Origin of the sequence: Actinomadura sp. NPDC023710 (genome assembly GCF_040639875.1) — a bacterium.
Taxonomy (GTDB): domain Bacteria; phylum Actinomycetota; class Actinomycetes; order Streptosporangiales; family Streptosporangiaceae; genus Spirillospora; species Spirillospora citrea.
Map to the genome: position 1 here is coordinate 116,209 of NZ_JBFAGB010000027.1, position 26,605 is coordinate 142,813.

Annotated in this window: 21 protein-coding genes; 11 read left to right on the forward strand and 10 right to left on the reverse strand. The window is 73.8% G+C overall.

Going from position 1 to position 26,605, the window contains the following annotated elements:
* Positions 1–43 precede the first annotated feature (43 nt).
* Positions 44–838, reverse strand: coding sequence for an SOS response-associated peptidase (locus tag AB0H37_RS28705; RefSeq protein ID WP_329094412.1), 795 nt, complete (start codon positions 836–838; stop codon positions 44–46).
* Positions 839–890: 52 nt separating this feature from the next.
* On the opposite strand from AB0H37_RS28705, the gene AB0H37_RS28710 reads away from it, so the two are divergent.
* The 6 genes from AB0H37_RS28710 (at position 891) to AB0H37_RS28735 (ending at position 7,282) form a co-directional block, all read left to right on the forward strand.
* Complete coding sequence (locus AB0H37_RS28710) at positions 891–1,934, forward strand: DoxX family membrane protein (RefSeq protein ID WP_360616368.1); 1,044 nt, start codon at positions 891–893, stop codon at positions 1,932–1,934.
* A 209-nt stretch (positions 1,935–2,143) separates the two neighbouring features.
* Complete coding sequence (locus AB0H37_RS28715; protein WP_218935678.1) at positions 2,144–2,635, forward strand: sigma-70 family RNA polymerase sigma factor; 492 nt, start codon at positions 2,144–2,146, stop codon at positions 2,633–2,635.
* Positions 2,632–3,354 (forward strand): zf-HC2 domain-containing protein, encoded by a 723-nt coding sequence (locus tag AB0H37_RS28720; RefSeq protein WP_329094414.1) that lies wholly within the window; start codon positions 2,632–2,634, stop codon positions 3,352–3,354. The genes AB0H37_RS28715 and AB0H37_RS28720 overlap by 4 nt, the downstream gene beginning before the upstream one ends.
* Positions 3,355–3,434: 80 nt before the next feature.
* Positions 3,435–4,706, forward strand: a complete 1,272-nt coding sequence (gene aroA / locus AB0H37_RS28725) for a 3-phosphoshikimate 1-carboxyvinyltransferase (RefSeq protein ID WP_329094415.1) — start codon at positions 3,435–3,437, stop codon at positions 4,704–4,706.
* A gap of 57 nt (positions 4,707–4,763) precedes the next feature.
* Positions 4,764–5,729 (forward strand): ribosome small subunit-dependent GTPase A, encoded by a 966-nt coding sequence (gene rsgA, locus AB0H37_RS28730; protein ID WP_329094416.1) that lies wholly within the window; start codon positions 4,764–4,766, stop codon positions 5,727–5,729.
* 56 nt (positions 5,730–5,785) lie between these two features.
* Positions 5,786–7,282 carry an FAD-binding oxidoreductase gene (locus AB0H37_RS28735; protein ID WP_360616369.1) on the forward strand — a complete coding sequence of 499 codons (1,497 nt, stop codon included), beginning with the start codon at positions 5,786–5,788 and terminating at the stop codon, positions 7,280–7,282.
* Here the strand turns inward: AB0H37_RS28735 and AB0H37_RS28740 are convergent.
* Entirely contained in the window at positions 7,279–8,127 is an 849-nt protein-coding gene (locus AB0H37_RS28740) for a hypothetical protein (RefSeq protein ID WP_360616370.1), read from the reverse strand. The genes AB0H37_RS28735 and AB0H37_RS28740 overlap by 4 nt on opposite strands.
* 137 nt (positions 8,128–8,264) lie before the next feature.
* On the opposite strand from AB0H37_RS28740, the gene hisN reads away from it, so the two are divergent.
* From hisN to lhgO, 3 genes are all read left to right on the forward strand, one after another.
* Positions 8,265–9,068, forward strand: a complete 804-nt coding sequence (gene hisN, locus AB0H37_RS28745; protein ID WP_329094419.1) for a histidinol-phosphatase — start codon at positions 8,265–8,267, stop codon at positions 9,066–9,068.
* A 122-nt stretch (positions 9,069–9,190) separates the two neighbouring features.
* On the forward strand, positions 9,191–9,382 hold the full coding sequence (locus AB0H37_RS28750; protein WP_179833075.1) for a hypothetical protein: 192 nt from the start codon (positions 9,191–9,193) through the stop codon (positions 9,380–9,382).
* A gap of 42 nt (positions 9,383–9,424) precedes the next feature.
* Positions 9,425–10,615, forward strand: coding sequence for an L-2-hydroxyglutarate oxidase (gene lhgO / locus AB0H37_RS28755; RefSeq protein ID WP_360616371.1), 1,191 nt, complete (start codon positions 9,425–9,427; stop codon positions 10,613–10,615).
* Here lhgO and AB0H37_RS28760 read toward each other — a convergent pair.
* A complete protein-coding gene (locus tag AB0H37_RS28760; RefSeq protein WP_360616372.1) occupies positions 10,612–12,096 on the reverse strand; it encodes a carboxylesterase family protein in 1,485 nt (494 codons plus the stop codon). The two genes, lhgO and AB0H37_RS28760, sit on opposite strands and share 4 nt — an antisense overlap.
* A 211-nt stretch (positions 12,097–12,307) precedes the next feature.
* Entirely contained in the window at positions 12,308–12,967 is a 660-nt protein-coding gene (locus AB0H37_RS28765) for a helix-turn-helix domain-containing protein (RefSeq protein ID WP_360616373.1), read from the reverse strand.
* 104 nt (positions 12,968–13,071) lie between these two features.
* Between AB0H37_RS28765 and AB0H37_RS28770 the strand changes: the two genes are divergently transcribed.
* Positions 13,072–13,932 (forward strand): oxygenase MpaB family protein, encoded by an 861-nt coding sequence (locus tag AB0H37_RS28770; protein WP_360616374.1) that lies wholly within the window; start codon positions 13,072–13,074, stop codon positions 13,930–13,932.
* Here the strand turns inward: AB0H37_RS28770 and AB0H37_RS28775 are convergent.
* The 6 genes from AB0H37_RS28775 to AB0H37_RS28800 all read right to left on the reverse strand — a co-directional run bounded on the left by AB0H37_RS28775 (position 13,929) and on the right by AB0H37_RS28800 (position 22,906).
* Complete coding sequence (locus tag AB0H37_RS28775) at positions 13,929–14,738, reverse strand: SDR family oxidoreductase (RefSeq protein WP_360616375.1); 810 nt, start codon at positions 14,736–14,738, stop codon at positions 13,929–13,931. The two genes, AB0H37_RS28770 and AB0H37_RS28775, sit on opposite strands and share 4 nt — an antisense overlap.
* Positions 14,735–16,093: a cytochrome P450 gene (locus tag AB0H37_RS28780; protein ID WP_360616376.1), complete on the reverse strand. Its 1,359-nt coding sequence runs from the start codon at positions 16,091–16,093 to the stop codon at positions 14,735–14,737. Before AB0H37_RS28780 ends, AB0H37_RS28775 begins: the two co-directional genes overlap by 4 nt.
* 99 nt (positions 16,094–16,192) lie before the next feature.
* Complete coding sequence (locus tag AB0H37_RS28785; protein WP_360616377.1) at positions 16,193–19,213, reverse strand: AMP-binding protein; 3,021 nt, start codon at positions 19,211–19,213, stop codon at positions 16,193–16,195.
* A 53-nt stretch (positions 19,214–19,266) separates the two neighbouring features.
* A complete protein-coding gene (locus tag AB0H37_RS28790; RefSeq protein ID WP_179833067.1) occupies positions 19,267–20,916 on the reverse strand; it encodes an AMP-binding protein in 1,650 nt (549 codons plus the stop codon).
* 134 nt (positions 20,917–21,050) lie between these two features.
* The gene (locus AB0H37_RS28795) at positions 21,051–21,419 is read right to left on the reverse strand and encodes a DUF3054 domain-containing protein (protein WP_360616378.1); all 369 of its coding nucleotides are present in this window, start codon (positions 21,417–21,419) and stop codon (positions 21,051–21,053) included.
* Between the two features lie 53 nt (positions 21,420–21,472).
* Positions 21,473–22,906, reverse strand: a complete 1,434-nt coding sequence (locus tag AB0H37_RS28800) for an MFS transporter (protein ID WP_360616379.1) — start codon at positions 22,904–22,906, stop codon at positions 21,473–21,475.
* A gap of 140 nt (positions 22,907–23,046) precedes the next feature.
* Here AB0H37_RS28800 and AB0H37_RS28805 point away from each other — a divergent pair, with 140 nt between their 5' ends.
* A complete protein-coding gene (locus AB0H37_RS28805; RefSeq protein WP_360616380.1) occupies positions 23,047–26,235 on the forward strand; it encodes a BTAD domain-containing putative transcriptional regulator in 3,189 nt (1,062 codons plus the stop codon).
* Positions 26,236–26,605: the final 370 nt, after the last annotated feature.

The following is a 26,605-nucleotide window of genomic DNA, read 5'->3' on the forward strand; positions in this document are numbered from 1 at the left end:
CTCCCCCTGCACAATGGCGATGGCCCACCCGGGGAGACCCCGGTCAGAACAGCCCTTCGGAATTGTCGCCGGAACCATCCCCGGAACTCGCCGGCTCTATGAGTTCCGGGCCGTTGTTCCGCACGTTGTTGACGGCCTTCGACACCGGGTAGGCGTCCATTGTCCCGGCCATGGCGGGAACGAGGAGGCCGCGCACCTGCTCGGTGTCGGTGAGCGCGGGGTCGAGCCAGGCGTCCCACCGGTCCGGTTCGACGACCATCGGCATCCGGTCGTGGATGCGGCCGAGGTCGTCCGGCGCGTCCGTGGTGATGACGGTGCAGGTCCACACCCACTCGTCCTCGGGCGACTTCCACAACTCGTAAAGACCCGCCATCGCCATGACGGCGCCGTCCTGGGGACGGATGAAATAGGGCTGTTTCAGCGGCTTCTTCTTCGCCTTCTTCTCGCCCTCGGCCGGGTCGGGCCCGTCGCCCTGGTCCTGGAGCGTGTACCACTCGAAGTAGCCGTCGGCGGGCAGCAGGCAGCGCCGCCTCGCGAACGCCCGGCGGTAGGACGGCTTCTCGTGCACCGTCTCGGCCCGCGCGTTGATCATGCGCGACCCGATGGACAGGTCCTTGGCCCAGGACGGCACGAGCCCCCACCGCACCGTCCGCAACTGGCGCACCGCGGGCGCCTCGTCGGGCTCGTCCTTCGGCCGCCGGTCGAGCACGACCGGGACCTGCTTGGTGGGGGCGACGTTGTAGTCGGCCTGGATGTCCCCGTCGACCGCGTCGAGCTGCACCTGGAACTCGTCCAGCAGCTCCTGCCGCGCACGGGTGGTGGCATAGCGTCCGCACATGGGTCCCATCCTGCCGCGCATGAGGCGCGGCGCGCTGGGCATGTAGCGGGTCATGCGACCCTTCACGACCCTGGCCCGCCCGTTCGTGGCGGCGCCGTACATCATGACCGGCCTGGAGACCCTCCGCGATCCGCGCGAACGCGCCGAGCGGGTCGGCCCGGCCGTCAAGCCGGTCGCCGACCGGATCGACTGGCTGCCGAAGGACCCCGAGACCCTCGTTCGCATGCAGGGCGCGCTCAGCCTCGGCACCGGCGCGCTGCTGCTGACCGGGAAGTTCCGGCGGCTCACGACGCTGGTGCTCGCCGCCCAGCTCGTCCCCGCGCTGGCGACCGAGCACCGCTACTGGACCGAGGAAGACCCCGAGCGCCGCGCCAACGAGCGCTCCCACCTGCTGAAGAACGCCGGCATGTTCGGCGCGCTGCTGATGGTGGCGGCCGAGCCGCGCCGCGCGCCGCGCACGGCCGAGCTGCGCCGCGCCGTGCGGGAGACGCAGATCAGGAGCGGCGCGGAGGCCAAGGCGATGCGCCGCGAGGCCGCCGCGACGCTGCGGGAGGCGCGCCGGGAGGCGTCCCGCCAGGTGCGCGTCGCCCGCGCCGAGGGCGGGCGCAAGGCCGCCAAGCAGGCCGCCAGGGCGACCAGGCGCGCCAAGACCGCCAAGTCCGGCGGCATGTTCCGGCTGGGCAGGGCGAGCGGCAAGACGGGCGGCGCGCTCACGGCCGCCGGGGCGGCCGGCGGCGCGCTCAAGGCCGGAAAGGCCGGCGGAAAGGCCGGCGGCAAGGCGGCCCGCAAGGCCGGCGGGGCGCTCAAGAGCGCCGGTGCGGGCGGCGCCCTCATGGCCGGCAAGGCGGCCGAGAAGGCCGGTAAGGCCAGGGGCAAGGCGGGCGGCAGGGCCGGCGGCACGCTCAAGGGCGCCATAGCGGCGGGGAGCGCGTTCAAGCTCGGCCGCGCCTCCAAGCCGGGCAAGGCCGCGCGGGCGGGGCAGGCCGTCAAGGCCGGGACCGCGACGCAGGCGGCGAAGGCCGCCAAGGCCGGCCGGACGGTCAAGGCGGGAACGGCCGCGCAGGCGGGCAAGGCCCTGCACGCGGTCAAACGCTGACTTCCCGAAGAGAACCTTAAAGGAGTCTCAAGAACGTTGAACCGAACGCCGGGCGGTCCCGTACTGCCAGATGACCGCCCTTCCATCATGACGGAGACCCCCCGGCCATGGCAGTTCCCGGATCGACCGGCCGCCCCGGTGGCGGCCTGCGGAGCCTGCTCCGCCGCCCCGGCGCGGCGCGGGCCGCGCAGGACGCGGCCGACGAGGAGATGGCAGCCGAGCTGTACCGCGAGTACCATCGGCCCCTCCTCGCGTTCGTCCTGCGGCTGACGGGCGGCGACCGCCCGTGGGCCGAGGACGTGGTGCAGGAGACCATGATCCGGGCATGGCGCAGCGCGGACCGGCTCGACGACCGGACGTCCTCGCTGATGCCGTGGCTGGCCACGGTCTCCCGGCGTATCGTGATCGACAACCGGCGGCAGCGCGAGGTCAGGCCGCCGGAGGTCGGCGACGGGCCCCTGGAGAACCTCCCGATGGCGGACGAGATGGACGCGCTGCTGCGCAAGGTCGTGGTGACCGAGGCGCTGGAGTCGCTCTCTCCCGCGCACCGGCAGGCGCTGACGGAGACGGTGCTGCGCGACCGGACGGTGAACCAGGCCGCCGAGTACCTCGGCATCCCGGTGGGGACGGTCAAGTCCCGCGTGTACTACGCGTTGCGCGCCTTGCGGGTCGCCTTGGAGGAGAGGGGGGTGACGTCATGAGTTCCCAGGTCGAGCACACCGATGTCGGCGCGTACGCGCTGGGCCTTCTCGAGGAGGGCGACCGGCTGGCGTTCGAGGCGCATCTGCGGGGATGCGGGTCGTGCCAGGCCGAGCTGGGGGAGCTGTCCGGAGCGGCCGGAGCCCTGTCCGGGCTGTCGCCCGCGGCCGGGCCGATCCCGGACGGGGCGGGCCGGGAGGGCGCCGGCGAGCCGTCCGCGCCCCCGGCGCCGGTGATCGACATGATGCGGCGCAGGCGGCGGGCCGATCAGCGGTTCCGGCGCGGCGCGTACCTCGCCGGCGCGGCCGCCGCGGCCGCCGCGCTGGCCGCGGGCATCGGCATCGGCACGGCCGTGGACGACGAGGCCCCGGCCCCGAAGCCACCGGTGGCGCAGTCCCTCACCGGCCAGAGGTTCCACGCGGCGAACGCGGGCACGGGCGCGTCCGGCACCGTCGCGCTGGTCGACAAGGGCTGGGGCACGCAGGTCGGGCTGGAGTTGCGCGGCATCCGGGGGCCGCTGAAGTGCCACCTGGAGGCGGTGTCGCGGACCGGCGAGCGCAGCGTCGTCGCGGGATGGAGCGTGCCCGACAAGGGCTACGGCGTCCCGGGCCAGCCCAAGCCCCTCGTCATGCAGGGCGGGACCGGCCTCAGCCGCCAGCAGATCGGCCACTTCGAGGTCCGCCTGGACGGCGGCGGAACGCTCCTGAGGATCCCTCTCTGACCGCTCCGCACCCACTCTGACCATTGAACGGTGCTCCGGTCGTCCCGCGCCCGCGGCCGGCGGCCCGATAACCTTGGGGCATGTCCTCTCCGCACTGGTCCGCCCCGGTCGCCCATGCCCCGGTGGACGCCACCGTGCCGCTGCCCGGCTCGAAGTCGATGACCAACCGGGCGCTGATCCTGGCCGCGCTCGCGGAGGCGCCCACCTGCATCACGCGGCCGCTGCACAGCCGCGACACCGAGCTGATGGCCGACGCCCTCCGCGCGCTCGGAGCGGGCATCGGAGAGGACTCCACCGACTGGCAGGTGCTGCCGCGGCGCCTGGAGGGCCCGGCCCGCGTCGACGTCGGGCTGGCCGGAACGGTGATGCGGTTCCTGCCACCGGTCGCCGCACTGGCCTCCGGCGAGGTGTCCGTCGACGGCGACCCGCGCGCCCGCGAGCGGCCGATGGGCCCCATCATCGCGGCGCTGCGGGCCCTCGGCGCCGGCATCGACGACGGAGGCCGCGACGCGCTCCCGTTCACCGTCCGGGGCTCGGGCTCGGTGGCCGGGGGCGGGGTGACGATCGACGCGTCGGCGTCGTCCCAGCTGGTGTCGGGGCTGCTGCTGGCGGCCCCGCGGTTCGACAAGGGCGTGGAGGTGCGGCACGAGGGGCCGCCGGTGCCCTCGGCGCCGCACCTGGCGATGACCGTCCAGATGCTGCGCGCGGCGGGCGCCGAGGTCGAGACGCGGCACAACGTCTGGCGCGTGGCGCCCGGCCCACTGCGCGGCGGCGAGGTGGTGATCGAGCCGGACCTGTCGAACGCGGCGCAGTTCCTCGGCGCGGCGCTGGTCACCGGGGGCCGTGTCACCGTCCCGGACTGGCCGGCCGAGACGACCCAGCCCGGCGACGCCCTGCGCGGGCTGCTCGCCGCGATGGGCGCCGAGGTGACCCGCGGGCCGGACGGCCTGACCGTGCGCGGCGGGGACGGCTTCGGCGGACTGGACGCCGACCTGCACGAGGTCGGGGAGCTGACGCCGGTGCTCGCGGCCCTCGCCGCGCTGGCCGGCTCGCCGTCCCGGCTGACGGGCATCGCGCACCTGCGCGGCCACGAGACCGACCGGCTCGCCGCGCTGGTCGCCGAGATCAACGGGCTGGGCGGCGACGCCCGGGAGCTGCCGGACGGGCTGGAGATCCGCCCGCGCCCGCTGCGCGGCGGCGTCTTCCGCACCTACGACGATCACCGGATGGTGATGGCGGCGGCGCTGCTCGGATTGGCCGTTCCCGGCATCGAAGTGGAGAATCCGGGCACCGTCGGCAAGACTCTTCCGAACTTCACCCGGCAGTGGGCGTCGATGCTGGCGCCCGCCTGACAGCAGGGGACCGGACCACTGGCACGAAAACACGACTACGACGAGGACGACGTCCGGGTGCGGCCCGGGCGCCGCGGGTCGCGGCCGCGCACCCGCCGCCGTCCGGCGCACGATGACGCCTCGCCCGGGCTCGTGACCGCGGTGGACCGCGGCAGGTACCGGTGCCTGGCCGACCCCGGCACCGCCGACGAGCGCGCCGTCACCGCGATGCGGGCCCGCGAACTCGGCCGCAAGGGCGTCGTCGTGGGCGACCGCGTCGCGCTCGTCGGGGACGTGACCGGCGCCCAGGACACCCTCGCCCGGATCGTCCGGGTCGAGCCGCGCACCTCCGCGCTGCGCCGCACCGCCGACGACACCGACCCGTTCGAGCGGATCATCGTCGCGAACGCCGACAACCTCGTGATCGTGACGGCGCTGGCCGACCCCGAGCCGCGCCCCCGCATGATCGACCGGCAGCTCGTCGCCGCCTACGACGCCGGCATGGCCCCCCTGCTCTGCCTCACCAAGGCCGACCTCGCCTCCCCCGACACCCTGGTCGCCGAGTACGCGCCGCTCGGCGTCCCCTACGTCGTGACCGAGCGCGGCAGCGACCTCGACGAGCTGCGCGGCCACCTCGCAGGCCGCACCAGCGTGCTCGTGGGCCACTCCGGCGTCGGCAAGTCGACGCTGGTGAACGCCCTGGTCCCGGACGCCGAACGCGCGGTGAGCCACGTCAACGCCGTCACCGGCCGGGGCCGGCACACCTCCTCCTCGGCGCTCGCGCTGGAGCTGCCCGGCGGCGACGGCTGGATCATCGACACCCCGGGCGTGCGCAGCTTCGGCCTCGCGCACGTCGTCCCGGCGAACGTGCTCGGCGCGTTCGACGACCTCGCCGAGGGCGCCGCCGAACGCTGCCCGCCCCGCTGCGACCACCTTCAGGACGACTGCGGCCTGGACGCCTGGGTCGAGGAGGGCCACGCCAGCCGGGCGCGCCTGGACTCCCTGCGCCGCCTCCTCGCCGCCCGCGAGGGCGAGCCCGAATAGCCCGCGCCACCGCGGATTCCGCCCGCCAAAGGGTGATCAAGCGCGACAATGGCCGCATGGAGCGGCGAGCGATGCTCAAGGCGGCGGCCCTCGGCGGACTCGGCGGGCTCGGCGTCGCCGGGTGCTCCGAGGAGCGGCCGCCCCCGCGGAAGCGCCGGCCCCCGCCGCCGAAGCCGACCGGGCCCGCCGACTGGAACGCCCTGGAACGCGGCCTGGACGGGAAGCTGGTCCGCCCGTCCGACGCGTCCTACAGGGAGGCGAGGCGCCTCTACATCCCGCGCTACGACCGTGTCCGCCCGGCGGGCGTCGCCTATTGCGAGACCCCGCAGGACGTCGCGGAATGCGTGGCGTTCGCCACGCTGAAGCGGATGCCGGTGGCGGTGCGGTGCGGCGGGCACAGCTACGCGGGCTGGTCGACGGGCACCGGCCTCGTGATCGACGTCTCCCCCATGGACGCCGTGAGGCGCGACGGCGACCGCGCGGCCGTCGGGGCCGGGACCCGGCTGATCGACCTCTACGACAAGCTCGCCGGCGACGGTGTGAGCGTCCCGTCCGGGAGCTGCCCCACGGTCGGCGTGGCGGGGCTGACCCTGGGCGGCGGGCTGGGCGTGACGTCCCGCGCGTACGGGCTGTCGTGCGACGCCCTGGAGGCGGTCCAGGTCGTCACGGCGGACGGACGGCTCCTGACCTGCGACGCGCAGCAGAACCCGGACCTGTTCTGGGCGTGCCGGGGCGGGGGCGGCGGCAACTTCGGCGTGGCGGTGTCGTTCACGTTCCGGACGCACGACGTCGGTGACGTGACACCGTTCAGCATGCGCTGGCCCTGGCGGAAGGCGGCCGACGTGGTGCGCGGCTGGCAGCGCTGGGCCCCGGAGGCCCCCGGCGAGGTCTGGACGAGCCTGCACCTCGACACCGGCCCGGACGAGGGCGCCCCCGGCATCGAGGTGACGGGCCTCGCGCTCGCCGGCGCGGACGGCCACAGGGAACGCCTGACGGCCGCGATCGGTACGGATCCCGCCTCGACCACCGCCCGGAGCCGTCCCTACATGGACGCGATGACCTTCATGGGCGGCTGCGCCGGGCAGTCGATCGAGCAGTGCCACGGGCAGGGCGCCCTGCCCGGGCTGCGTCCCGGGGGCGCCTTCCCCCGCACCGAGTACTCGGGGAAGTCGCACATCGCCTACAGGCCGCTGCCCGACGACGCGATCAGCGCTCTGCTCGACCGGTTCGACAGGGGCAACGACGTCCGGAACCGGTCGGTGCTCATGGACGCGATGGGCGCCGCGATCGCGCGCGTGGGGCCGGGCGACACCGCCTTCCCGCACCGCAAGGGGCTGTTCTGCGTCCAGTACCTCGCGCCCGACGACGCCTGGCTGTCGGCGACGCACGCCGCGATGGAGCCCCATCTGGGCGGCGCCGCCTACGTGAACTACACCGACGCCGACCTGAAGGACTGGGCGCACGCCTACTACGGCCCCAACCTGGACCGGCTCAGGAAGGTGAAGGCGGCCCACGACCCCGGACGGCTGTTCCGCTTCCCGCAGGCCGTCTAGCCGCGCGACTCCTCGAAAAGGCTGCGCGCCTTGGCCTCGGCCTCGTTCAGCGCCTGCACATGCCGGGGCGCGAGTTCCTCCACGCAGCGGGTCATCTCCTCGGTGACCTGGCTGAACGCGGCCTCCTCGGCGCCCCGCAGCGCCGCCCGGACGGTCGCGGCACGGGCACCGAGCGCCGACCACTCCAGCTCCAGCCGCGCGACGGCCTCGTCGAACGCCCGGGACGTCTCGGCCCCGGCGTCCTTCAGCTCGACCGGGACCGGCCCCCGGCCCGCCTTGCGGGCGTGGCCGGACAGGGCCGAGATCCGGCTGGCGAGCGTCAGGCCCTCGCGGGCCAGCGGAAGCACGTCGTGGATCAGGTCGGTGACCGCCTTGGCCAGCTCCTCCACCCGGGTGAGCAGCAGCTGCGTCGCCTCCTCCAGGGCCTTGGAGGTGCGCTCGGCGACGCGCTCGGCGACGTCCTCCTGCTGCCGGGACAGCGCCGGGACGACGTCGCGGTCGAGCCGGCGCCGCATCTCCCGCCCCTCGGCGCCGTTCCCGGCGGGGCCCGCGCGGTCCGTCCAGTCGGCCCAGACCCGCTCGATGCGCTCCTCCCCGGACTTGGCGATCTCCGCGGTGATCTCCTCCATGGCCTCGCCGACGCGGGCCTTGAGGCGCTCCACCCGCCCGTACAGCGCCTCGCGTTTGAAGGGGTCGTTGAGCTCGTTGAGCTGCGCCTGCAATCGACGGGAGACGTCGATGGCGTGCTCGGCCAGGGGGACGAGGCGGTCGGCGAGCTCGTCGAGCGTCTCTGCCCGGCGGGGATCGGTCAGCTCGGCCACCCACTCGGGGAGATCGTGCGCCATGGCCCCCATGCTGCCACCCCCCGCGCCCGGAGGCGGGACACCGCGCCGCGCCGGGGGTGGGCCCGGCCGACCGAAAAGCCGGAACGGCCCGGGTACGTGTGTCGGGACAGGCGGTGATCAGGGTAGCGTGGCTCGCCGTGGCGGGCTATTCCGATGACCTGCGTCTCGCGCATGTGCTGGCGGACGGGGCCGACGACATCACGACCAAGCGCTTCCGCGCCCTCGACCTCGACGTCGAGACCAAGCCGGACCTGACGCCGGTCAGCGACGCCGACCGCAGCGTGGAGGAGCAGATCCGCGGCACGCTCAAGCGGGCCCGCCCGCGCGACGCGGTGCTCGGCGAGGAGTACGGCAGGACCGGATACGGCAACCGCTGCTGGATCATCGACCCGATCGACGCGACCAAGAACTTCGTGCGCGGCGTCCCGGTGTGGGCCACGCTGATCGCGCTGATGGAGAACGACGAGATCGTCGTCGGGGTGGTGTCGGCGCCCGCGCTGAACCGCCGCTGGTGGGCGGCGCGCGGCGGCGGCTCCTGGACGGGCCGCAGCCTCACCCGCGCCACCCGTATGAACGTCTCGTCGGTGGGCGAGCTGTCGGACGCCTCCCTGTCGTTCTCCAGCCTGAGCGGCTGGGAGGAGCAGGACCGGCTGCCCCGGTTCCTCGATCTGACCCGCTCGGTGTGGCGGACGCGGGCGTTCGGCGACTTCTGGTCGCACATGATGGTCGCCGAGGGGGCGATCGACATCTCCACCGAGCCCGAGGTTTCCCTGTGGGACCTCGCCGCCCTCCAGGTCATCGTGGAGGAGGCCGGCGGCATGTTCACCGACCTGTCGGGCGTGCCCGGGCCGGACGGCGGCAGCGTCGTGTGCACGAACGGCAGGCTGCACGCGGAGGTCCTGCGCACCCTCGGCGGCGGCCAGCTCTCCCTGCGCATCTGACCGAAGCGCACCCGACCGGGGCGCATCTGCCATGGCGCTCGGGCGGACTCGCGACATATCGTGGAACAGCGGTCGCCCGACGGCCGTTCTACAAGTGGGCGGTCCGTCAACGGAGGTGCGAGATGTCGACCCAGACCAAGCTTGTGATCGGCGGCGTCGTCGTCGGCTTCCTGACCCTGTTCGTCTTCCCCTGGTGGCTGAGCGCGCTGATCATCCTCGGCGTCCTCGGCGCGCCGCTCGTGGGGTACATGATGCTCGACCCGTCCCAGCGCAAGCGGGTGCGGTCGCAGGGACGCAAGCGCCTAGGGAGCTGAGGCCGCGGAAACGGTGAAACCGGCTCCCACTAGGGTGCGGGTGTGGCGGAGACACGGGTCGGCGTCGTCGGCGCGGGCATCGTCGGGCTGGCGATCGCGCGCAGGCTGACGCTGGAGCGTCCGGGGCTGAAGGTGACGGTCCTGGACAAGGAGGCCCGTGTCGCGGCCCACCAGACGGGTCGCAACAGCGGTGTCGCCCACGCGGGCCTCTACTACGCGCCGGGGTCGCTGAAGGCGACCCTGTGCAGGCGCGGCATCGTCCTGCTCAACGAATTCTGCGCTGACCGAAACCTGCCGTACGAGGAGTGCGGCAAGCTCGTCGTCGCGCGCGACGCGGCGGAGACGGCCGCGCTGGAGGAGATCGAGCGCCGCGCGACCGCCAACGGCGTCCCCGGGCTGCGGCGGCTGACCGGCGGTGAGCTGACCGAGATCGAGCCGCACGCGGCGGGCGTGGCGGCCCTGCACTCCCCCACCACGGCGATCGTCGACTTCCCGGCGGTGGCCCGCGCGTTCGCGGAGGACGTGGCGGACGGCGGCGGCGAGGTCAGGCTCGGCTTCGAGGTCGTGCGGATCGGCCGGGCGGGCGACCGCGTCACGGTCGCCTCCCCGCACGAGGAGCTGACCTTCGACCGGCTCGTGGTCTGCGCGGGCCTCCAGTCCGACCGGGTGGCGCGGCTGGCGGGCGACGCTCCGGCCCCGGCGATCATCCCGTTCCGCGGCGAGTACCACCGGCTCCTCCCGTCCCGGACGGATCTCGTGCGCGGCCTCATCTATCCCGTGCCCGACCCGCGCTACCCGTTCCTCGGCGTGCACTTCACCCGGCGCGTGGACGGCGGCGTGGACATCGGCCCGAACGCCGTCCTGGCCCTCGCCAGGGAGGGCTACCGGCGGCGCGACGTCCGTCCGGCGGACCTCTGGGAGGCGGTCCGCTGGCCCGGCTTCCGCCGCCTGGCGCGGCGGCACTGGCGGACGGGCGCGCGGGAGCTGTACGGGTCCGCGGTGAAGCGGGCGTTCGTCGCCGAGGCGCGCCGCTTCGTCCCCGAACTGACGGCCGCCGACGTCGTCCCGGCGCCCGCGGGCGTCCGTGCGCAGGCGGTGGACCCCGACGGCACGCTGGTGGACGACTTCCGCATCGGACGCCTCGGTCCGATCACCACCGTCCGCAACGCCCCCTCCCCCGCCGCGACGTCCTCACTGGCCATCGCCGAACACGTGGTGGACGGACTCCTCTAGTCCCAGAGTTCGCGGTCGCGGCCGTGGGGGTCGTGAACGACCTCGTCGCCGGGGGCGTCGAAGACCATGACCGCGCGGCTCGACGGGTCGAACCGGTCCCAGCCGGGGTCGCCGGTGACGGCGAAGCGGGTCCAGGCGCGGTGCATCCGGTCGGCGAGCGCCTGCGGCGGGTTCGGTCCGGTGAGGCCCTCCTCCTCGGCGGTGAGGTTGTCGAACACGAAGCCGAGCTCCAAGGCGTGGCAGGCGCCGAGATCGTGGTTCGGCGACCGCCACGCGAACTCGTACATCCAGGTGCGCCCGCCGGAGTCGGCGTGCCCGGCGGCGGCGCGGTGGGCGGGGATGCGGAACAGGCTGTCGGTGATGATCGCCGCCAGCAGCTCGCCGGACGCCATGTCCGGGTGGTGGGCGCGGTAGGCGGCGGGCAGCCCGGGCGGGACGCCCATGCCCGCGGCGACGGCGGCGACCAGCTCGTCGTTGAGGCCGGCGGCGATCCCGGTCGGCATCAGGAAGAGCCGGAACTCCTCGGTGGTGTAGCCGATGAGCAAGTCCACGTCCCGCCCGGCCCCGGCGGCGATGGCGTCCTCGGGGCGCCGCCCGATCAGATCGCCGTCCAGCACCGGGGTCAGCGCCATGCCGCCCGCGGCCGTGGTGGCGCCCCAGCGGCCGGGGTCGGGCAGCGCCGCGACCTCGGCGGCGACGGCGTTCTGGACCGGGATGATCGCCGCCGGGTCGAGCGCGGCGAACGCTCCGGCGGTGGGCTCGACGCCGAGGCGGGCGGCCATCTCCTTGGTGACGAGCAAGGCGTCGGCCGGATCCTGGGCGATGCCGCCCGCGCCGCTCTGCGCGACGGCGCGGTGGAAGAGGCCGAGGTCGAGGGAGAGCAGGGTGGTGACGCTCATCGCGCCCGCCGACTCGCCGAACACGGTGACCCGGGCGGGGTCGCCGCCGAACGCGGCGATGTTGTCGCGGACCCACTCCAGCGCGGCGATCTGGTCGAGCAGTCCGCGATTCGGCGGGGCGCCGGGCAGGTGCGCGAAGCCCTCGACGCCGAGCCGGTAGTTGAGCGTCACGCAGACGACGCCGTCGCGGGCGAAGGTGTGGCCGCTGTACACGGGGACGGCGCCCGACCCGTTCCTGAACGCGCCCCCGTGGATCCACACCATCACCGGAAGGCCCGCCTCGTCCCGTCCGGCGCCTTCCGGGAGGCGGGGCGTCCACACGTTCAGGTTGAGGCAGTCGTCGCCCGGGATCGCGGGGTCCGGCAGGAGCGCGGCGAACACCCGGGGATACCCGGGCTTGGGCGCGGTCGGCCCGTACTCGACTGCGTCGCGGACACCGTCCCATGGCTCGGGCGGGCGCGGCGCCTGGAAGCGGTTCGCCCCGAACGGCGGCGCGGCGTAGGGGATCCCGAGGAAGGCGGTGACGCCGTCCCGCGCCGTGCCCCGGACCTTCCCGTGGGACGTCTGTACGACCGCCGCCATGCCGCACCTCCGCTTCTAGAACGAAATTCGACAACCAGAGCGTACGGGACACGCCCCAACCGGAAAACGCCCAGCCCCACCCCAGCCCCACCCCAACCCCACGACAACCTCATGCCCGCGATCGCGTCCAAAGGCAGATTCGAGCGAAGCAAGAATCTGATCGCGCAGCGAGCCGCCAGGCGAGCCGGAGCGATGCCAGCGATCGCCGCCTTTATCGACGATGGAGGGCCGCCAGGCCCGAAGGAGGAGAAAAAGGCAATAGACGCGTCAAGTAGTCGCGGGCGAAGGCGCGGATGGCGTGCTCGTCGTCCAGCGCGAGGCCGCCGCCCGGGATGAGGAGCAGCGAGACCGCGAGCCGCAGCAGGACCTCGGCCACGGTGTCGTGGTCCTCGGCGGCGCCGGGGCGGGCGCGGCGCAGGCGGTCGGCGAGGATGTCGCGGGCCGCGAGCATCACGGCGCCGCCGTTCATGCTGAGCTGGGGCAGGAACGCCTCGGGCTCGCTCTGCAGGACGCGCGTCATCAGCGGGTGGGTGCGGGCGTTGCACAGGCCCACCACGAAGCCCTCGACGACGGCGTCCTCCGGGGAGGCGAGGTCCTCGGTGGCCTCGGCGATCGCGGTGAGGAAGCGGCGGCACTCCCGCAGGATCACGGCCTGGAGCAGCTGCTCCTTGTTGGTGAACCGCCGGTAGATGGTGGTGCGGGCGACCCCGGCCCGCTTGGCGACGTCCTCGACGCTGACCCGGCGCAGCCCGTAGGTCTCGAACTCCGCGAGCGCGGCGTCCAGGATGCGGGTGTCGAGGTCGTCGGCGCCGGCGTCCGGCGCCGCCAGCCGGTCCCGCAGCCCCTGCGTGGTGGTCGCGTCCGTGGTCATGACCGCACCCTAACCGCCGGGCACCCGGCACCACGGCACCGGATGCGACACAGTTACAATAATCGTCGTTCTGTAGTTCTGTTCCGACCCCCGGCGGTGCAAACATGACGGACGAGGCCGACGCGCGGACTCCGGCCCCTCTCGGGCCCGGCTCGCTGACCTGGCGGTACTTCGGCGACACCCGGATGCTGCTCGTCGGTCCCCGGGCTGGCGTGCTGCAGAACATGCTCCCCGCGCTCGGCCAGGGCGTCCTGGACCACTCGGTGTTCTTCGCCGAGACGTTCGCGCGGGTCAGGCGATCCGCGGGCCCGATCCTGGACACGGTGTACGGCGGGGAGCGGTCCGCCGCGACGGGCCGCAGGGTCCGCGACTACCACCGCGAGATCAAGGGCACGTTGCCGGACGGCTCCCGCTACCACGCGCTCGATCCCGAGACCTACTACTGGGCGCACGCGACGTTCCTCGACAACATGCTGTACGGCGTCGAGACCTTCATCCGGCCGCTGGGCGAGGACGACAAGCGCCGGATCTACGAGGAGTCCAAGACCTGGTTCCGGATGTACGGGGTCAGCGAGCGGGCCATGCCGGACGACTGGGAGGCGTTCCAGGCGTACTGGAAGCGGATGCTGGACGAGGAGATCGTCGCGCACAGAACCGCCCGGTACGGCGTCGGCTACGTCACCAAGGGGCTGCCCGCGCCGCCGAAGGTGCCGGCGCCGGTGTGGCGGGCGGTGTCGCCGCCCCTGAACGCGGTCGCCCGGTTCATCACGGTCGGCGGCCTGCATCCGCGCATGCGCGAGCTGCTCGACCTGCCGTGGAGCGCCGCCGACGAGCGCCGCCACCGGCGGTTCGCCGCGGCCGTCCGCGCGGCGGGCCGGGTGTGGCCGCTGCTGCCCGAGGCCGTCCGCTACCTGCCGCAGGCCCGCCGCGCCTTCCGCAGGGCGCGGCGGGCCGGAGCGGTCTAGGAACCCGATCGGATGCGCGCGTCGTAGCCCTTGCGCGCCTCGGGGTCGTACTCCAGGAAGATCTTGTCCAGGCCGAGGCGGCGGGAGGTCGCCAGCCGGACCCGCTCGGGCAGCAGCGCGCCGAGCCGGACCTGCGCGCCGAGCTTCTTCGGCACGACGGCCTGCGGGCGCGGCCTGCCGACCAGGCCGACGACGGCCGCGGCGATGTCCTCGGGCTCGCAGTTCTTCTGCCCCTTCGGGCTGCGCGTCCCGGCGACCAGGTCGGTGTTGGTGAAGGTGGGCAGGACGGCGCTGACGTGCACGCCCCGGTCCGCCACCTCCAGCCGGGTCGCCTCGGTGAACCCGACGACGGCGGCCTTGCTGGCGTTGTAGAGCGCGAGGCCGGGGGTGAACATGACGCCGGCGAGCGAGGCGATGTTGATGACGTGGCCCTGCCCGCGCGGCAGCATCCGGTCGAGGGCGAGCTTGGTGCCGAGCATCACGCCGTGCACGTTGATGTCGATGCAGCGGCGGGCGTCGGCGTCGCTCTCGTCGGTGACCGGCCCGATCGGCATGATCCCCGCGTTGTTGACGACGACGTCGAGGGGCCCGGCGGCCTCCTCGGCCTTGTCGAGGAAGGCGGTGAACGACTCGCGGGACGTGACGTCCAGGGCGAGGCCCGTGACGCCGAGCGACTCGGCGGCCTCCTTGACGGCGGTCTCGTCGATGTCGCCGATGACGACGGTGGCGCCCCTGGCCTTGAGGGCGCGGGCGGTGGCGAGGCCGATCCCCCGCGCGGCCCCGGTGATGGCGACGACCTTGCTCATGTTCTCTGCTCCAGTCGGTCGAGGCGGACGGGGAGCCCGTCCTTGGGCGAGGGAAGGGACGTGGTGTCCAGGGGCCACTCGTACCGGGCGGGCACGCTCCAGCGGTACCGCAGGAGCATCTGGTGCAGGATCGTCTTGACCTGCATCCCGGCGAAGTACAGCCCGATGCACTTGTGCGCGCCGCCCCCGAACGGCGCCCACGCGTACTTGTGGACCTTGTCCTCGCGGCGCTCCGGGGAGAACCGCCCGGGGTCGAACTCGTCGGGATCGGTCCACCAGTCGGCCATGTGGTGGTTGCTGAGCATCGGCACCACGACGGTCGTCCCGGCGGGGACGTGGAAGCCGAGGATGGAGGTGTCCTTGACGACCTTGCGCGGCAGCGCCGGGACGGGCGTGACCATCCGCATCGACTCCTTCATCACCATGTCGATGCCGGTGAAGGCGTCCAGGTCGTCGAAGCCGGGCCGCTCCGCGCCGAGATCGAGCGACCGCTCGCGGAGCCGCTCCTGCCACTCGGGGTACTTGGCCAGGTAGTAGGCCATCGTCGTCAGTGTGATGGTGGTGGTGTCGTGCGCCGCCATCAACGCGAAGATCATGTGGTTGACGACGTCCTCGTCGGTGAACCGCTCGCCGTCGTCGGTCTCGGCCTGGCAGAGCGCCGAGAACAGGTCGCTCCCATCGCCCTCGCGCTTGGCGGGCAGGTGCCGGTAGAAGAACTCCTCCAGCACCTTGCGGGCCTGGAGGCCCTTGTGCCAGCGCAGCCCGGGGACCGGGAAGCGGACATAGGCCGTCCCCGCCCGGACGGCGTCGATGAACGCGCCGTTGACCCGCGCGCGCTCGGCGTCGTCGAGCTCGATGCCCATGAAGACGTCCACCGCGAGGTCGAGCGTGAGCTTCTTGACGTGGTCGTAGACCTTGAAGCCCTGCCCGGGCTCCCACGACTCCACGCCCCTGACGATGCCGGGCGCCATGGCGTCCATGTAGGAGCGCAGCCGGGGACGGGTGAACGCCTGCTGCATGATGCGGCGGTGGTGCAGGTGCTCCTCGAAGTCCAGGAGCATGATGCCGCGGTTGAAGAACGGGCCGATGAAGTAGCTCCACGCGGGCCCGTTCGCGAACGCCTTGTCCCGGTTGACCAGGACGACCTCGGCGGCCTCGGGGCCGTGGACGGTGACCATCCGCTGGCCGAGCAGCCATCCCCAGGCGACCGGGCCGTACTCGGCGTACCTCTTGCGGGCCATCCCGATCGGGTCGCGCATCACCGCGAGCGTGCTGCCGATGTAGGGGACGCCGGGCACGCCGGGCACCGGTTTCAGGTCGCTGCCCTGCGGCGGCGGCGCGAGAACGCTCGTCATGACCCCTCCGGACGCGTGCAACAAATGCGCGAAATCTGTTGCTTTGTTCTAACGCAACGGCCGCCCGTAAGTCCAGACTTATCGGCGGTGACTTGGTCGTCAGCGGGCCTCGCGGGCGGGCGGCGCCTTGAGGAGCCGTCGCCGCGCCGCGTCCGTGAGCGGCCGGTACGCGCCCGCCTTGTCCCGGTAGAAGGCGCGCCCGTCGCCCGCCGCCGGGACGCCCTCGTCCCGCAGCGGCGCCGTCCGCAGCCGCCGTCCCGCCGTGACGGGCACCTCGTCGACGATCCGCACGATCGCGGGCCGCAGCCCCGGCTCCACCCGCAGCAGCGCCTCCGACAGGTCCACCGGCTTGACGGCGTCCGCCGCGCGGCCTCCCCGGGCGGCCCGCAGGCTCACGGCGGCCGCGGCCAGTTCCGTGTCGCCCACCGGGATCCCGTAGACGGCCACGGCGTCGACGTAGGGCAGGTCCCCGAGCGCGTCCCTGATCGGGCCGGGCGGGACGATGCCGTCGGCCGTGCGGATCAGCTCGGTCTCCCGCCCGACGAGCCAGAAGTCGCCGCCGTCGTCCCGCCGGAACAGGTCACCGGTGATCGTCCAGGCGTCCTCGGGCCGGAAGACCCCCCGTACGGGGCGGGCCGCCGACCCGATCGCCGACAACCGCACCCGGGCGAGCAGCATGCCGATCTCGCCGGGCTCGCACGCGACGGCGAACCCGTCCGGTCCCTCGGCGAGCCGCCCGCTCTCCAGGTCGTAGCGGGCCAGGCGCACCTCGGCGCTGCCCGGCAGCGGCCGCCCCAGCGATCCGGGCTTCTTGCCGCTCAGGTTGACCAGCACCGACTCGCCCTCGGTGGAGGCGTAGAACTCCAGGACCCGCGCGGGCGCGAACCGCTCCTCGACCCGCCGCCACAGGTTGCGCGGCATGCCCGACCCGATGAACAGGCGGACGGCGTGGTGCCGCTCGGCCGGGTTCGGCGGCGCGTTCACGAGCTCGCCCAGCAGCGTCCAGGTGTAGGAGGCGACGGTCACGCCGTAGCGGCGCGCCTCGTCCCAGAAGGTCTCCGGGTCGAACCCCTGGTGGGGTGACGACCCCCCACGCCCCCCGGGATCTGTGTGGGCGCCGGCGAGTGCCAGCCGCGCGCCACCCGCCACGGCACCCCCGAGGCTCATCAGCAGCGCGGACGGATGCTGGAGCGGAGTGAGGCTGTAGACCGTGTCGGACGAGGACAGGGAGGCCGAGGACGCCGTCCCGAACGCCGACAGGGCCCACCGCCGGTTGGTGATGCGGCTGGCGCGCAGCTGGTCCCCCTCGCCGCGGAAGACCACGAACGCCAGGTCGCCGGCGCGGCCCGGGTTGGGCCGGTACCAGCCGGGCAGTTCGACCCGGTCCGGGTCGATGGCCTCCATGTCGATCAGCGGACCGCGCTCGCCGCGTCCCGCGCCGCCCAGCAGGAAGCCGGGCACGCCCTCCAGCTTCGCGGCGGCCGCGGCGTGCCCGGGATCGGCGATGATCCGCGTGACCTGGCCGAGCCGGGCCTCGGCGGCCAGGTCGCCGTCGGACCGCAGCAGCACCGCGACGGCGCCGAGCCGGTTGAGCGCGGCGACGAGCGCGAGCGCGGTCGGCCGGGTGCCCATCAGCACCCCGACCGCGTCGCCGCGCCGCACCCCGATGTGGATCAGGCCGCGGACCACGGCGTCGATGCGGCGCCTGGCCGCGTCGTGGGTGTGCCCGCGCCCCTGGTACAGGAAGAAGACCTCGTCCGGCATGCGGCGGGCCTGCTCGTCCAGCAGCAGCCCCATGGACATCCGGGTGTCGGACTGGATGCGCTCCAGCCGGGCCAGGCGCGGCAGGTTCTGCGCGGCCTCCCCGCCGAGCTGGCGGGTCCCGTGCACGGCCCGCGTCGCGGTCCGGTACGCCGACCGGGCGGCGCTCGCCCCGACGCCCACGGCGAGCTGGAGCCCGTACCCGGCGGGGCCGCCCGGCAGCCCGGCGGACGCGGCCTCCTCGTCCCCGGTGACCGGCACGACGATCTCGGGCAGCTCCTCCTCGCCGTCCCGCCAGCGCGCCCACGCGGCGACGGCCGGCCACGTCCGCGCGATGGCGAGGCTGCCGACGACGAGCCCGAAGTGCCCGGCGCGCAGGGACGCCTCGTACACCTCGGCGCGCGGCGCGGCCCGCCGGATCCCGCGCACCATCGGCGGCGCCGCGATCTCGTCCACCTCCCCGAGGAACGTCAGCACGGGGCAGGTGATGTCGGCGAGCGTGACGAGCCGGTCGCCGATGACGAACCCGCCGGTCAGCATGCGGTTGTGCTGGATGAACTGGCGGATGAACTCCGCCAGCGCGGGCCCGGGCCACGACACCCAGCCCTCCCGCTCCAGGAACCGGCGCTGGCGCTCCCGGGGCGCGAGCCGCTCCCGGTCGTGCAGCTGGAGGATGAAGTCGACCCGCGAGCGCACCGACTTCACGGGGCTGAGCAGCTGGAACCCGAGCCGCGTGACCCATCCCGGCACCGCGAACCCGCCGAGCAGGGCGTCGGGTATGCGCTCGACCCCTTCGGACGCCAGCCAGCTCGGCAGCCCGAACGGCAGCCCGACGCTGGTGTCGGCCGGGCTCCCGAACGTCACCACGGACGCGATGCCCTCGCTGCGCCGGTACGCGGCGGCCTGGTAGACGAACATGCCGCCCTGCGAGTACCCCGCGAGGTGGACGTCCCTGCCGGTGGCCTCCCGGATCCGGTCCACCGCGTCGCTGACGGCCAGCACGTGGTCGCTGACCGTCCGCTCCAGCCCGCCGGGCTCGCGCTCGGGCGCCCCGAAGTCCACCACCCACGGGTCGACGCCGAGGTCGCGCAGCACCCGCACCGCGCTGACCCGCGAGGAGATGTCGTACACCTCCGCGGTGATCATCAGCGGCGGGACGAGCAGCACGACCGGCCCGCCGCCCGCGCCGGGGAAGTAGTGCCGCAGCCGGTAGACGCGCTGCTCGGTCACCACGTCGCAGGGCGAGGCGTCCTCGTCGGTGTCGAACCCCCCGAAACGGGCGACCTCCAGGGCGTTCTGGGCGGTGGCCCCCAGGCGGGAGCCCACCTTCAGGAGCGTCTTGGCAACAGCCGGCATCATGGCCCTCTCACAGCGTCAACGCCATGTTGTCCTGTTATCACCGGCTTTAGCAATCAGCTGATGATCCGCGCGCCCTCCAGGTGGCCGCCCTGCAGCCTTTCCCACATGTACCTGCGGCGGGGCTTGCCACTGGAGGTGCGCTGGATCAGCCCGGCACCGACGACGATCGTCAGCTCCACGTCGTCCCCGAGGCGCCGCCGCAGCATCTCGCGCACCCCGCCGATCCAGGCCTCGTCCTGCGTCTCGGCGAACAGCGCGAGCCCCTTGCGCCCGGCGCCGGGGACGCCGACCACGACGATGCGGCCCTTCCCGAGCCCGCTCACCTCGGCGATCTTGGATTCGAGGTCCTCGACGTAGACCGAGCGCCCGCGCACCTTGATGCTGTCGCCCATCCGCCCGAGGACGAACAGCTGCCCCTCGTGGAAGAACCCGGCGTCGCCGGTGTAGACCTTCCCGTCCATGAACCGGGTCGACTTGGCCTCGGCCCCCGCGAAGTACCCCGGGCACGCCGACGGTCCCCCCACGACGATCTCGCCGAGGAGCCCGCTCTCCAGCTCGCGCCCCTCGTCGTCGACGATGGTGACGGGCACGTCGTCCTCGGGCGTCCCGCACCCGACGACCCAGCCGGCCTTGGCGCCGAGGGACTCGGCCCCGAGCCGGTGCTGCTCCAGGATCCGGACGGGCCGCCCGAACGCCAGCGCCTCCGGGTCGGGCCGGATCGCCAGGGGGTTGCGCGGGGCGTCGTCCATGGTGACGAGCAAAGTCGTCTCGGCCATCCCGTAGGCGGGCTTGAACATCGTCCGGGAGAACCCGAACGGCTCCACGAGCTGCGCGAACACCTCCAGCGCGTGCGGGTCGATGGGCTCGGCGCCGATCAGCGCCATCTTCCAGCCCGACAGGTCGAGGCCCTCCAGCTGCTCGGGCTTGACCCGCCGCGCGCAATAGGCGTAGGCGAACGGAGGCGCCGCCGTGTGCGCCGCCTCCGCGAAGCACCGCAGCCACCGTGCCGGGTCGCGGATGAAGTGGTCGGGCCGCATCAGCTTCAGCGTCCCCTGCCGCGCGATGGGCGTGAGGAAGCAGCCGATGAGCCCCATGTCGTGGTAGAGCGGCAGCCAGGAGGCCACCACGTCCCCGTCCTCGTACCCGGCCATCCGCGCGATCAGCTCGCTGTTGGCCTCCAGGTTCTCCCAGGTGACCATGACGCCCCGGGGCGACCCGCTGGACCCGGACGTGAACTGCAGCAGGGCGAGCTCACCCGCGGGCTGGACCTCGACCTCCTCGCCGGCCTGCCGGGGACGCCAGGGCTCCCCGTCCAGCCCGGCGTCGGCCATGGCCCGCCGCGCGAGGTCGGCCAGCCCGTCGGAGGCGACGACCAGCGCCGGCGACGCCTGCCGCAGGATCGCCGCCACGTGCGCGACGTAGTCGTCGCCGTCCTGGAACAGCGGCGGAGTGATCAGGCACACCGTGGCCCCCGCGGCCCAGACCGCGTAGTACGTCTCGACGCAGGTGAAGTCCGTGGGCAGGATCAGGCACACGACGTCGCCCGGCCGGACGCCCTCCTCGACCAGCGCTCCCGCGGTGCGCCGCGCGGCCGACGCCAGCTCACCGTAGTCGCGGAACTCCCAGCCGCCGTCGTCGGCCGCCAGGTGGACACCGCGTCCGGTGTTCGGCTTGTCCAGCCAGTCGCGCAGCGCAGATGGCATCGTGTCCCCTTCACAGGAAAGGCTCGCGCCCGTACATAACTCGCGGGTAACTTCACCAGGGCGGCGCGACCCCGTCAACTGGCTCGATCAGCCAAAGAGACCGCCCGGTCATTTGGAGGAGCCCCACAAGCGCCTCAACCGGAGGCGGACGCCTTCCGGGCTCCCACCACCCGGACCAGGAGCCGCCACCCGAGCAGCGCGGCACCGAGGAACGCGGAAGCCACGATCACGAACGCGAGGGCGGTGCCCTGCCCGGCCAAGACCCGCAGGACCATCCCCACGGCCACGGTCGAGACCCAGACACCGACCCCGACGGGCGAGAACTCCTCGGGCCGCCGCCAGGCCCGGAGAAGACCCCACCCGACGCCGAGCCCCGTAAGAAACGGCCAGGCAGTGGACAAGAATCCACCCAAACTGGCCGCCTCCTCATGCGAAGCCCGCCCGATGGCAACGAACACGAGCACGCAGAGAACGTCGACGACCCCACCCAAGACCTTCCGCACCCCTCAAGGCTATGCGCCGGCACCCGGCCCGCCGCAGCCGGGCGACAGCCGCGTCATGATCGCGCGGCGGACCTCGACCGGCCTGCTTCCGCCGGCTCGCCTCCGGGGGCGCCCGCGCCGGGCGCACCCCCGGACCGGCCGGGAAGGGCGAGGGCGGCGATACCGCCCAGCAGTGTCAGGCCGGCCGACACCGTGACGGCGGCGCGCAGGCCGCCGGCGGTGCCGATGCCGGACGCCGCGACGCCGACGAGCACGGCCAGGCCGACGCCCACCCCGATCTGCATGGCCGTGTTGGCCATGCCGCCGGCGATGCCCTGCTCTCGCGCGTCCACGCCGGTGGCGGCGGCGGCGAACTGGGTGGGATAGATCGTGCCCATGCCCATCCCGTACACGGCGATCCCGGCGAGGACGGTGAGATAGGAGCCGTCGGCCACCATCCCGGCCGCCAGGAGGGCGCTGCCTCCGGCCCCGAGCAGGAGCGCGGCGAGGAGCGTGCCGCGGATGCCGATGCGCAGCATCAGCCGCCCCGCGACGAAGTTTCCCAGAGCGATCACCACGGACAGGCCGAGGAAGGCCAGCCCTGCCCGCAGAGCCGTGTAGCCCAGCACGTCCTGGAAGTACAGCGTGAGGAAGTACACGACGTTCTGCATGGTCGCCCCGAACACGAAGATGATCACGAGGGCGGGGGCCAGATCGCGGTCGCGCAGCAGGCGCAGCGGCATCAGCGGGCTGCGGCTGCGCGCCTCGACGGCGAGGAAGGCGGCCAGCAGGCCGAGCGCGAGCGCGGCCCCGACGACGACCCTCGGTGAGGTCCAGCCCGCGTCGGGGACCTCGGCGATCGAGTACACCAGGAGGGTGGCGCCCGCCGTGCCGGTCACCACGCCGGGCAGGTCGTACCCGTGGCCGCGGTCGACGGGCCCGTCCGCCGGCAGCAGCCAGAACGCGGCGGCGGCCGCGGCGACCACCAGCGGCACGTTCACGAGGAACACCGCCTCCCAGCCGAACGCGTGGGTCAGCAGGCCGCCGAGCAACGCTCCGGCGCTGAGTCCCCCGGCGCCGGCCATGGCCCACACGCCCAGCGCCCTGAGCCGCCGGCGTCCCTCCCCGAACATGGTGTTGACCTGCGCCAGGGTGGCGGGGAACACGATCGCGGCGCCCACTCCCTGGATCGCGCGGGCGGCGACCAGTGCGCCCGGGGAGGTGGCGAGGCCGCCGAGCAGGGACGCGCCGCCGAACGCGACCATGCCCAGGACGAACATGCGGCGGCGGCCCAGTAGGTCGCCCGAGCGGCCGCCGAGCAGCAGGAAGCCACCGAAGAACACGGCGTAGGCGCTGATCACCCATTGGGCCGAGCCCTCGGAGAAGCCGACGTCGCGGACGAGTTCGGGTAGCGCCACGTAGACGATGGTGAAGTCGAGTGAGGTGATGAGGCTGGAGAACGCCAGCAGGGCCAGGCTCAACCCCGGCTTGGGCGCGAAACGCATCATGGTCTCTCTTCGGTAGGAGGCTCACAGGCGTCTTGTCGCCGTCTCCGACTATGCGGCCGCGCGCTTACCGCCCGCTTCTCGTCCGCCTACCGCCCGCAGCCCACCGCGGTAGGCGCCGATCACCGCGTTATCGTGGGGACATGCGTTTCGGGGTGCTCGGACCGCTGACGGTCTGGACGGCCGACGGCACCCAGGTCGCGATCCGGGGGTTGAAGGTCCGGACACTGCTGGCCGACCTGCTCGTCCAGGACGGGCGGCCGGTGTCGGCGGAGCGGCTGATCGACGATCTGTGGGGGCCGGCGCGTCCCGCGGACCCGGCGGGGGCGCTCCAGGTCAAGGTGTCCCAGCTGCGCCGGGCCTTGGAGGACGCCGAGCCGGGCGGCAGGGAACTGGTGGTGTTCCAGGCACCGGGATACTCGCTGCGGGTCGATCCCGAGAAGGTGGACGCGGGCCGGTTCACCGTGTTCCTGGCACGGGCGCGGGGGACCGCCGATCCCCGTGCCAGGGCCGCACTGCTCACCGACGCGCTGGCCTTGTGGCGGGGCCCCGCCCATGCCTCCTTCGCCGACGAGCCGTTCGCGCAGGCCACGATCACTCGCCTCGAGGAGCAGCGGCTGACGGCCGTGGAGGATCTCTTCGAGGCCCGGCTCGCCCTCGGCGAGCACACTGCGCTGGTGGGTGAGCTCAGCGACCTGGTGGCCCGCGAGCCCCTCAGGGAGCGGCTGCGCGCCGCCCACATGCGCGCCCTGTACCGTGCCGGAAGGCAGAGCGAGGCCCTGGACGCCTTCGGAGAGCTGCGCGACCGCCTGCGCGAGGAACTGGGTCTGGATCCGAGCCCCGAGTTGGCGGCCCTCCGGCAGGCGATCCTCACCCGGGACCCGGCCCTGGCACCCGGAGGCCCCCGGACCAACCTGCCCGCGCCGCCCGGCGAGCTGATCGGCCGCGACGAGGCGGTCTCCGAAGTGCGGGCGCTGCTGGAGCCGTACCGTCTCGTGACGCTCACCGGGCCGGGAGGAGTCGGCAAGACCCGGCTGGCCCTGGAGATCGCCGCAGGGCTCCTCGACGCGTTTCCCGACGGCGTGTGGTCGGTCGAACTCGGTGGTCACGACCGGGCGGACGCGCTGGCGGACGCGGTCGCCGCCACGCTCGGCGTCCGCGACGACGCCGTCCGGGACCCTCATGGCGGAGCCGTTCCGGCCGCCGACCGGGTGGCCCGCGCGCTGCGCGGCAGGCGGCTGCTGCTGGTACTGGACAACTGCGAGCACCTGATCGAGCCCGCGGCCGAGCTGGCGCACCGGCTGCTGGCGGCGGCGCCGCAGGTGCGGATCCTGACGACCAGCCGGGAGCCGCTCGGGGTGGGCGGTGAAGCGGTGTGGACGGTGCCGCCGCTGGAGCCGCCGGACGCGTCGGAGGAGACCGGCCCGGCGTCCCTGCGGGATTTCAGCGCCGTCCGGCTGTTCGTCGCGCGCGCCGCCGCCGCCTCGCCCGGCTTCGCCCTCACCGCCGACAACGCCCGCGCCGTCGCGGCGATCTGCCGCCGTCTCGACGGCATCCCGCTGGCGCTGGAACTGGCGGCCACCCGGGTCCGCGCGCTCGGTGCGGACGAGCTGGCGGCCCGGCTGCACGACCGGTTCCGGCTGCTGTCGGCCGGGCGGCGGGGCGTTCCGAGGCGGCAGCGGACGCTGCGCGCGGCGATCGACTGGAGCTGGGACCTGCTGACCGGGCCCGAGCGCGCCGTCCTGCAGCGGTTGTCGGTGCATGTCGACGGCTGTTCGCTGGAGGCGGCCGAGGCGGTCTGCGCCGGGAGCGGGGTGGCGGTCGAGGACGTCGCGGACCTGATGTCCCGCCTGGTCGACCGTTCCATGGTCGTGGTGACCGGCGACGCTCGCGGGCACCGTTACCGGCTGCTGGAGTCCGTCGCCGCCTACTGCGCCGAGCGCCTGCGGGATTCCGGCGAGTCCGAGCACGTCCGAACCCGGCGCGACGGGTACTACGTCGCGTTCGCCGAACGGGCGGCGGAGCGGCTCCGCGGCCCTGACCAGCGGCAGTGGCTGCAACGCCTCGATCTGGAACACGCCAACCTGCGCTCCGCCGTCGAAAGCACCGTGCGGCACGACCGCCCAGATCTCGCGCTGCGCCTGGTCAACGCGATGGCCTGGTACTGGTTTCTGCGCGGACGGCTCGGCGAGGGGCGCCGTCTCCTCGACCTGTCGCTCGCGCACGACGGCCGGGCGCCGACCTCCGCGAGGGCCGCGGCCGGAGTCTGGCGGACGGGCATGGAGATGCTCGGCCGGCACGGCATCGACCGGACGCGGCGGGTCCAGGCGGCTCTGGAACCGTACGAGGTCTTGGACGACCCGTGCGGCCGGGCTCAGGCGGAATGGTTTCTGGCGGAGATCCTGCTCGGCGGCGCGGACCTGTCCACCGGCGAACGGCTGGCGCGGCGGGCCCTCGCCGCCTTCCGCGAAGCCGGGGACCGCTGGGGCACGGGCGCCGCGCTGACCACCCTGGCCCACTACGCCTTGATCCGCGGAGATCTCGCCGCCTGCGGCCGCCACACCGAGCAGGGCGCGGCGCTGTTCGACGCCCTCGGGGACCGCTGGGGGCGGTTGCGGGCCGCTGACCTGCTCGGCAGGCTCGCCGAGATCCGGGGCGACTACGAGGGTGCCGCCGAGCTGCTCCGCGAGGGGCTGCGATTGGCCGAGGACCTCGGCATCTGGACGCAGGTCTCGTACCTGCTGTCCGGGCTCGGCAGGATCGCGATGATGACCGGCGACCTGGCCGGAGCAGAGGCGCACCACGAGAAGGCCAAGCGGCTCGCGACCGAGCAGAGCAACCGGCCCGGAGAGGTGTTCGCCGAGATGGGCTTGGCCATGGGGGCACGGCGGCAGGGGCGGCTGGACGTGGCCGAGAAGCTTCTGCGGGACGCGCTCGACTGGCAGCGGCGGGTCGGGTTCGACCCCGGGGTGGCGCTCACCTTGTCCGAACTGGGCTTCGTCGCCGAGCAGCGCGGCGACGCCGCGACCGCCCGCGAGGCGCACCTGGAGGCTCTGTCCGTCTCACGCCGCACCGGCGACCCGAGGGCGGCGGCGCTGGCGCTGGAGGGACTGGCCGCCGCCCACGCGTTGACGGGTGAGCACCACCGGGCCGCACGCCTACTGGGCGCGGCCACCGCCGTCCGGGAGGAGACGGGCGCCCCACTACCGCAGGCGGCCGGCACCGACGTGGCCCGCACGATGGCGACACTGCGAAACGCCTTGGGCGAGAAGCCCGTGACCGCCGAACTCCAGCAAGGCCGCACCACCGGCCTCCACGACCTGCCCACCTGAGAGATGTGAGCCCGCCCCAGAGCGACCGCAGCCAGTAGATCGCAGCCCGCGCCCCGGAAGCCGGATCTCGGAGCGCAACTCCAAGGAGGGGGCCGAGGGCCTGTTTCGAAGTGGCCTCAGGCATGCGCGCGAACGCGTGGGCTGCCCGGTGGAGCGATGCCGGAGGCGAGCGGAACCGGGTAGATCGCGAAGCGATGCCGCGTTCGCCCAGGCTCGGTCACGTAGCGAGCCGCCAGGCGAGCGGAGTGGGCCGGGACTTTGAAACACAGCCCCAGGGGCGGGCGGGTGGGGGATGGCGGAGGCGCAGGGGGCTCCGGGGGATCGTCCCCCGGGCGAAATGCGAAGGGCCCTCCCGGGGAAGCCGCAAAGC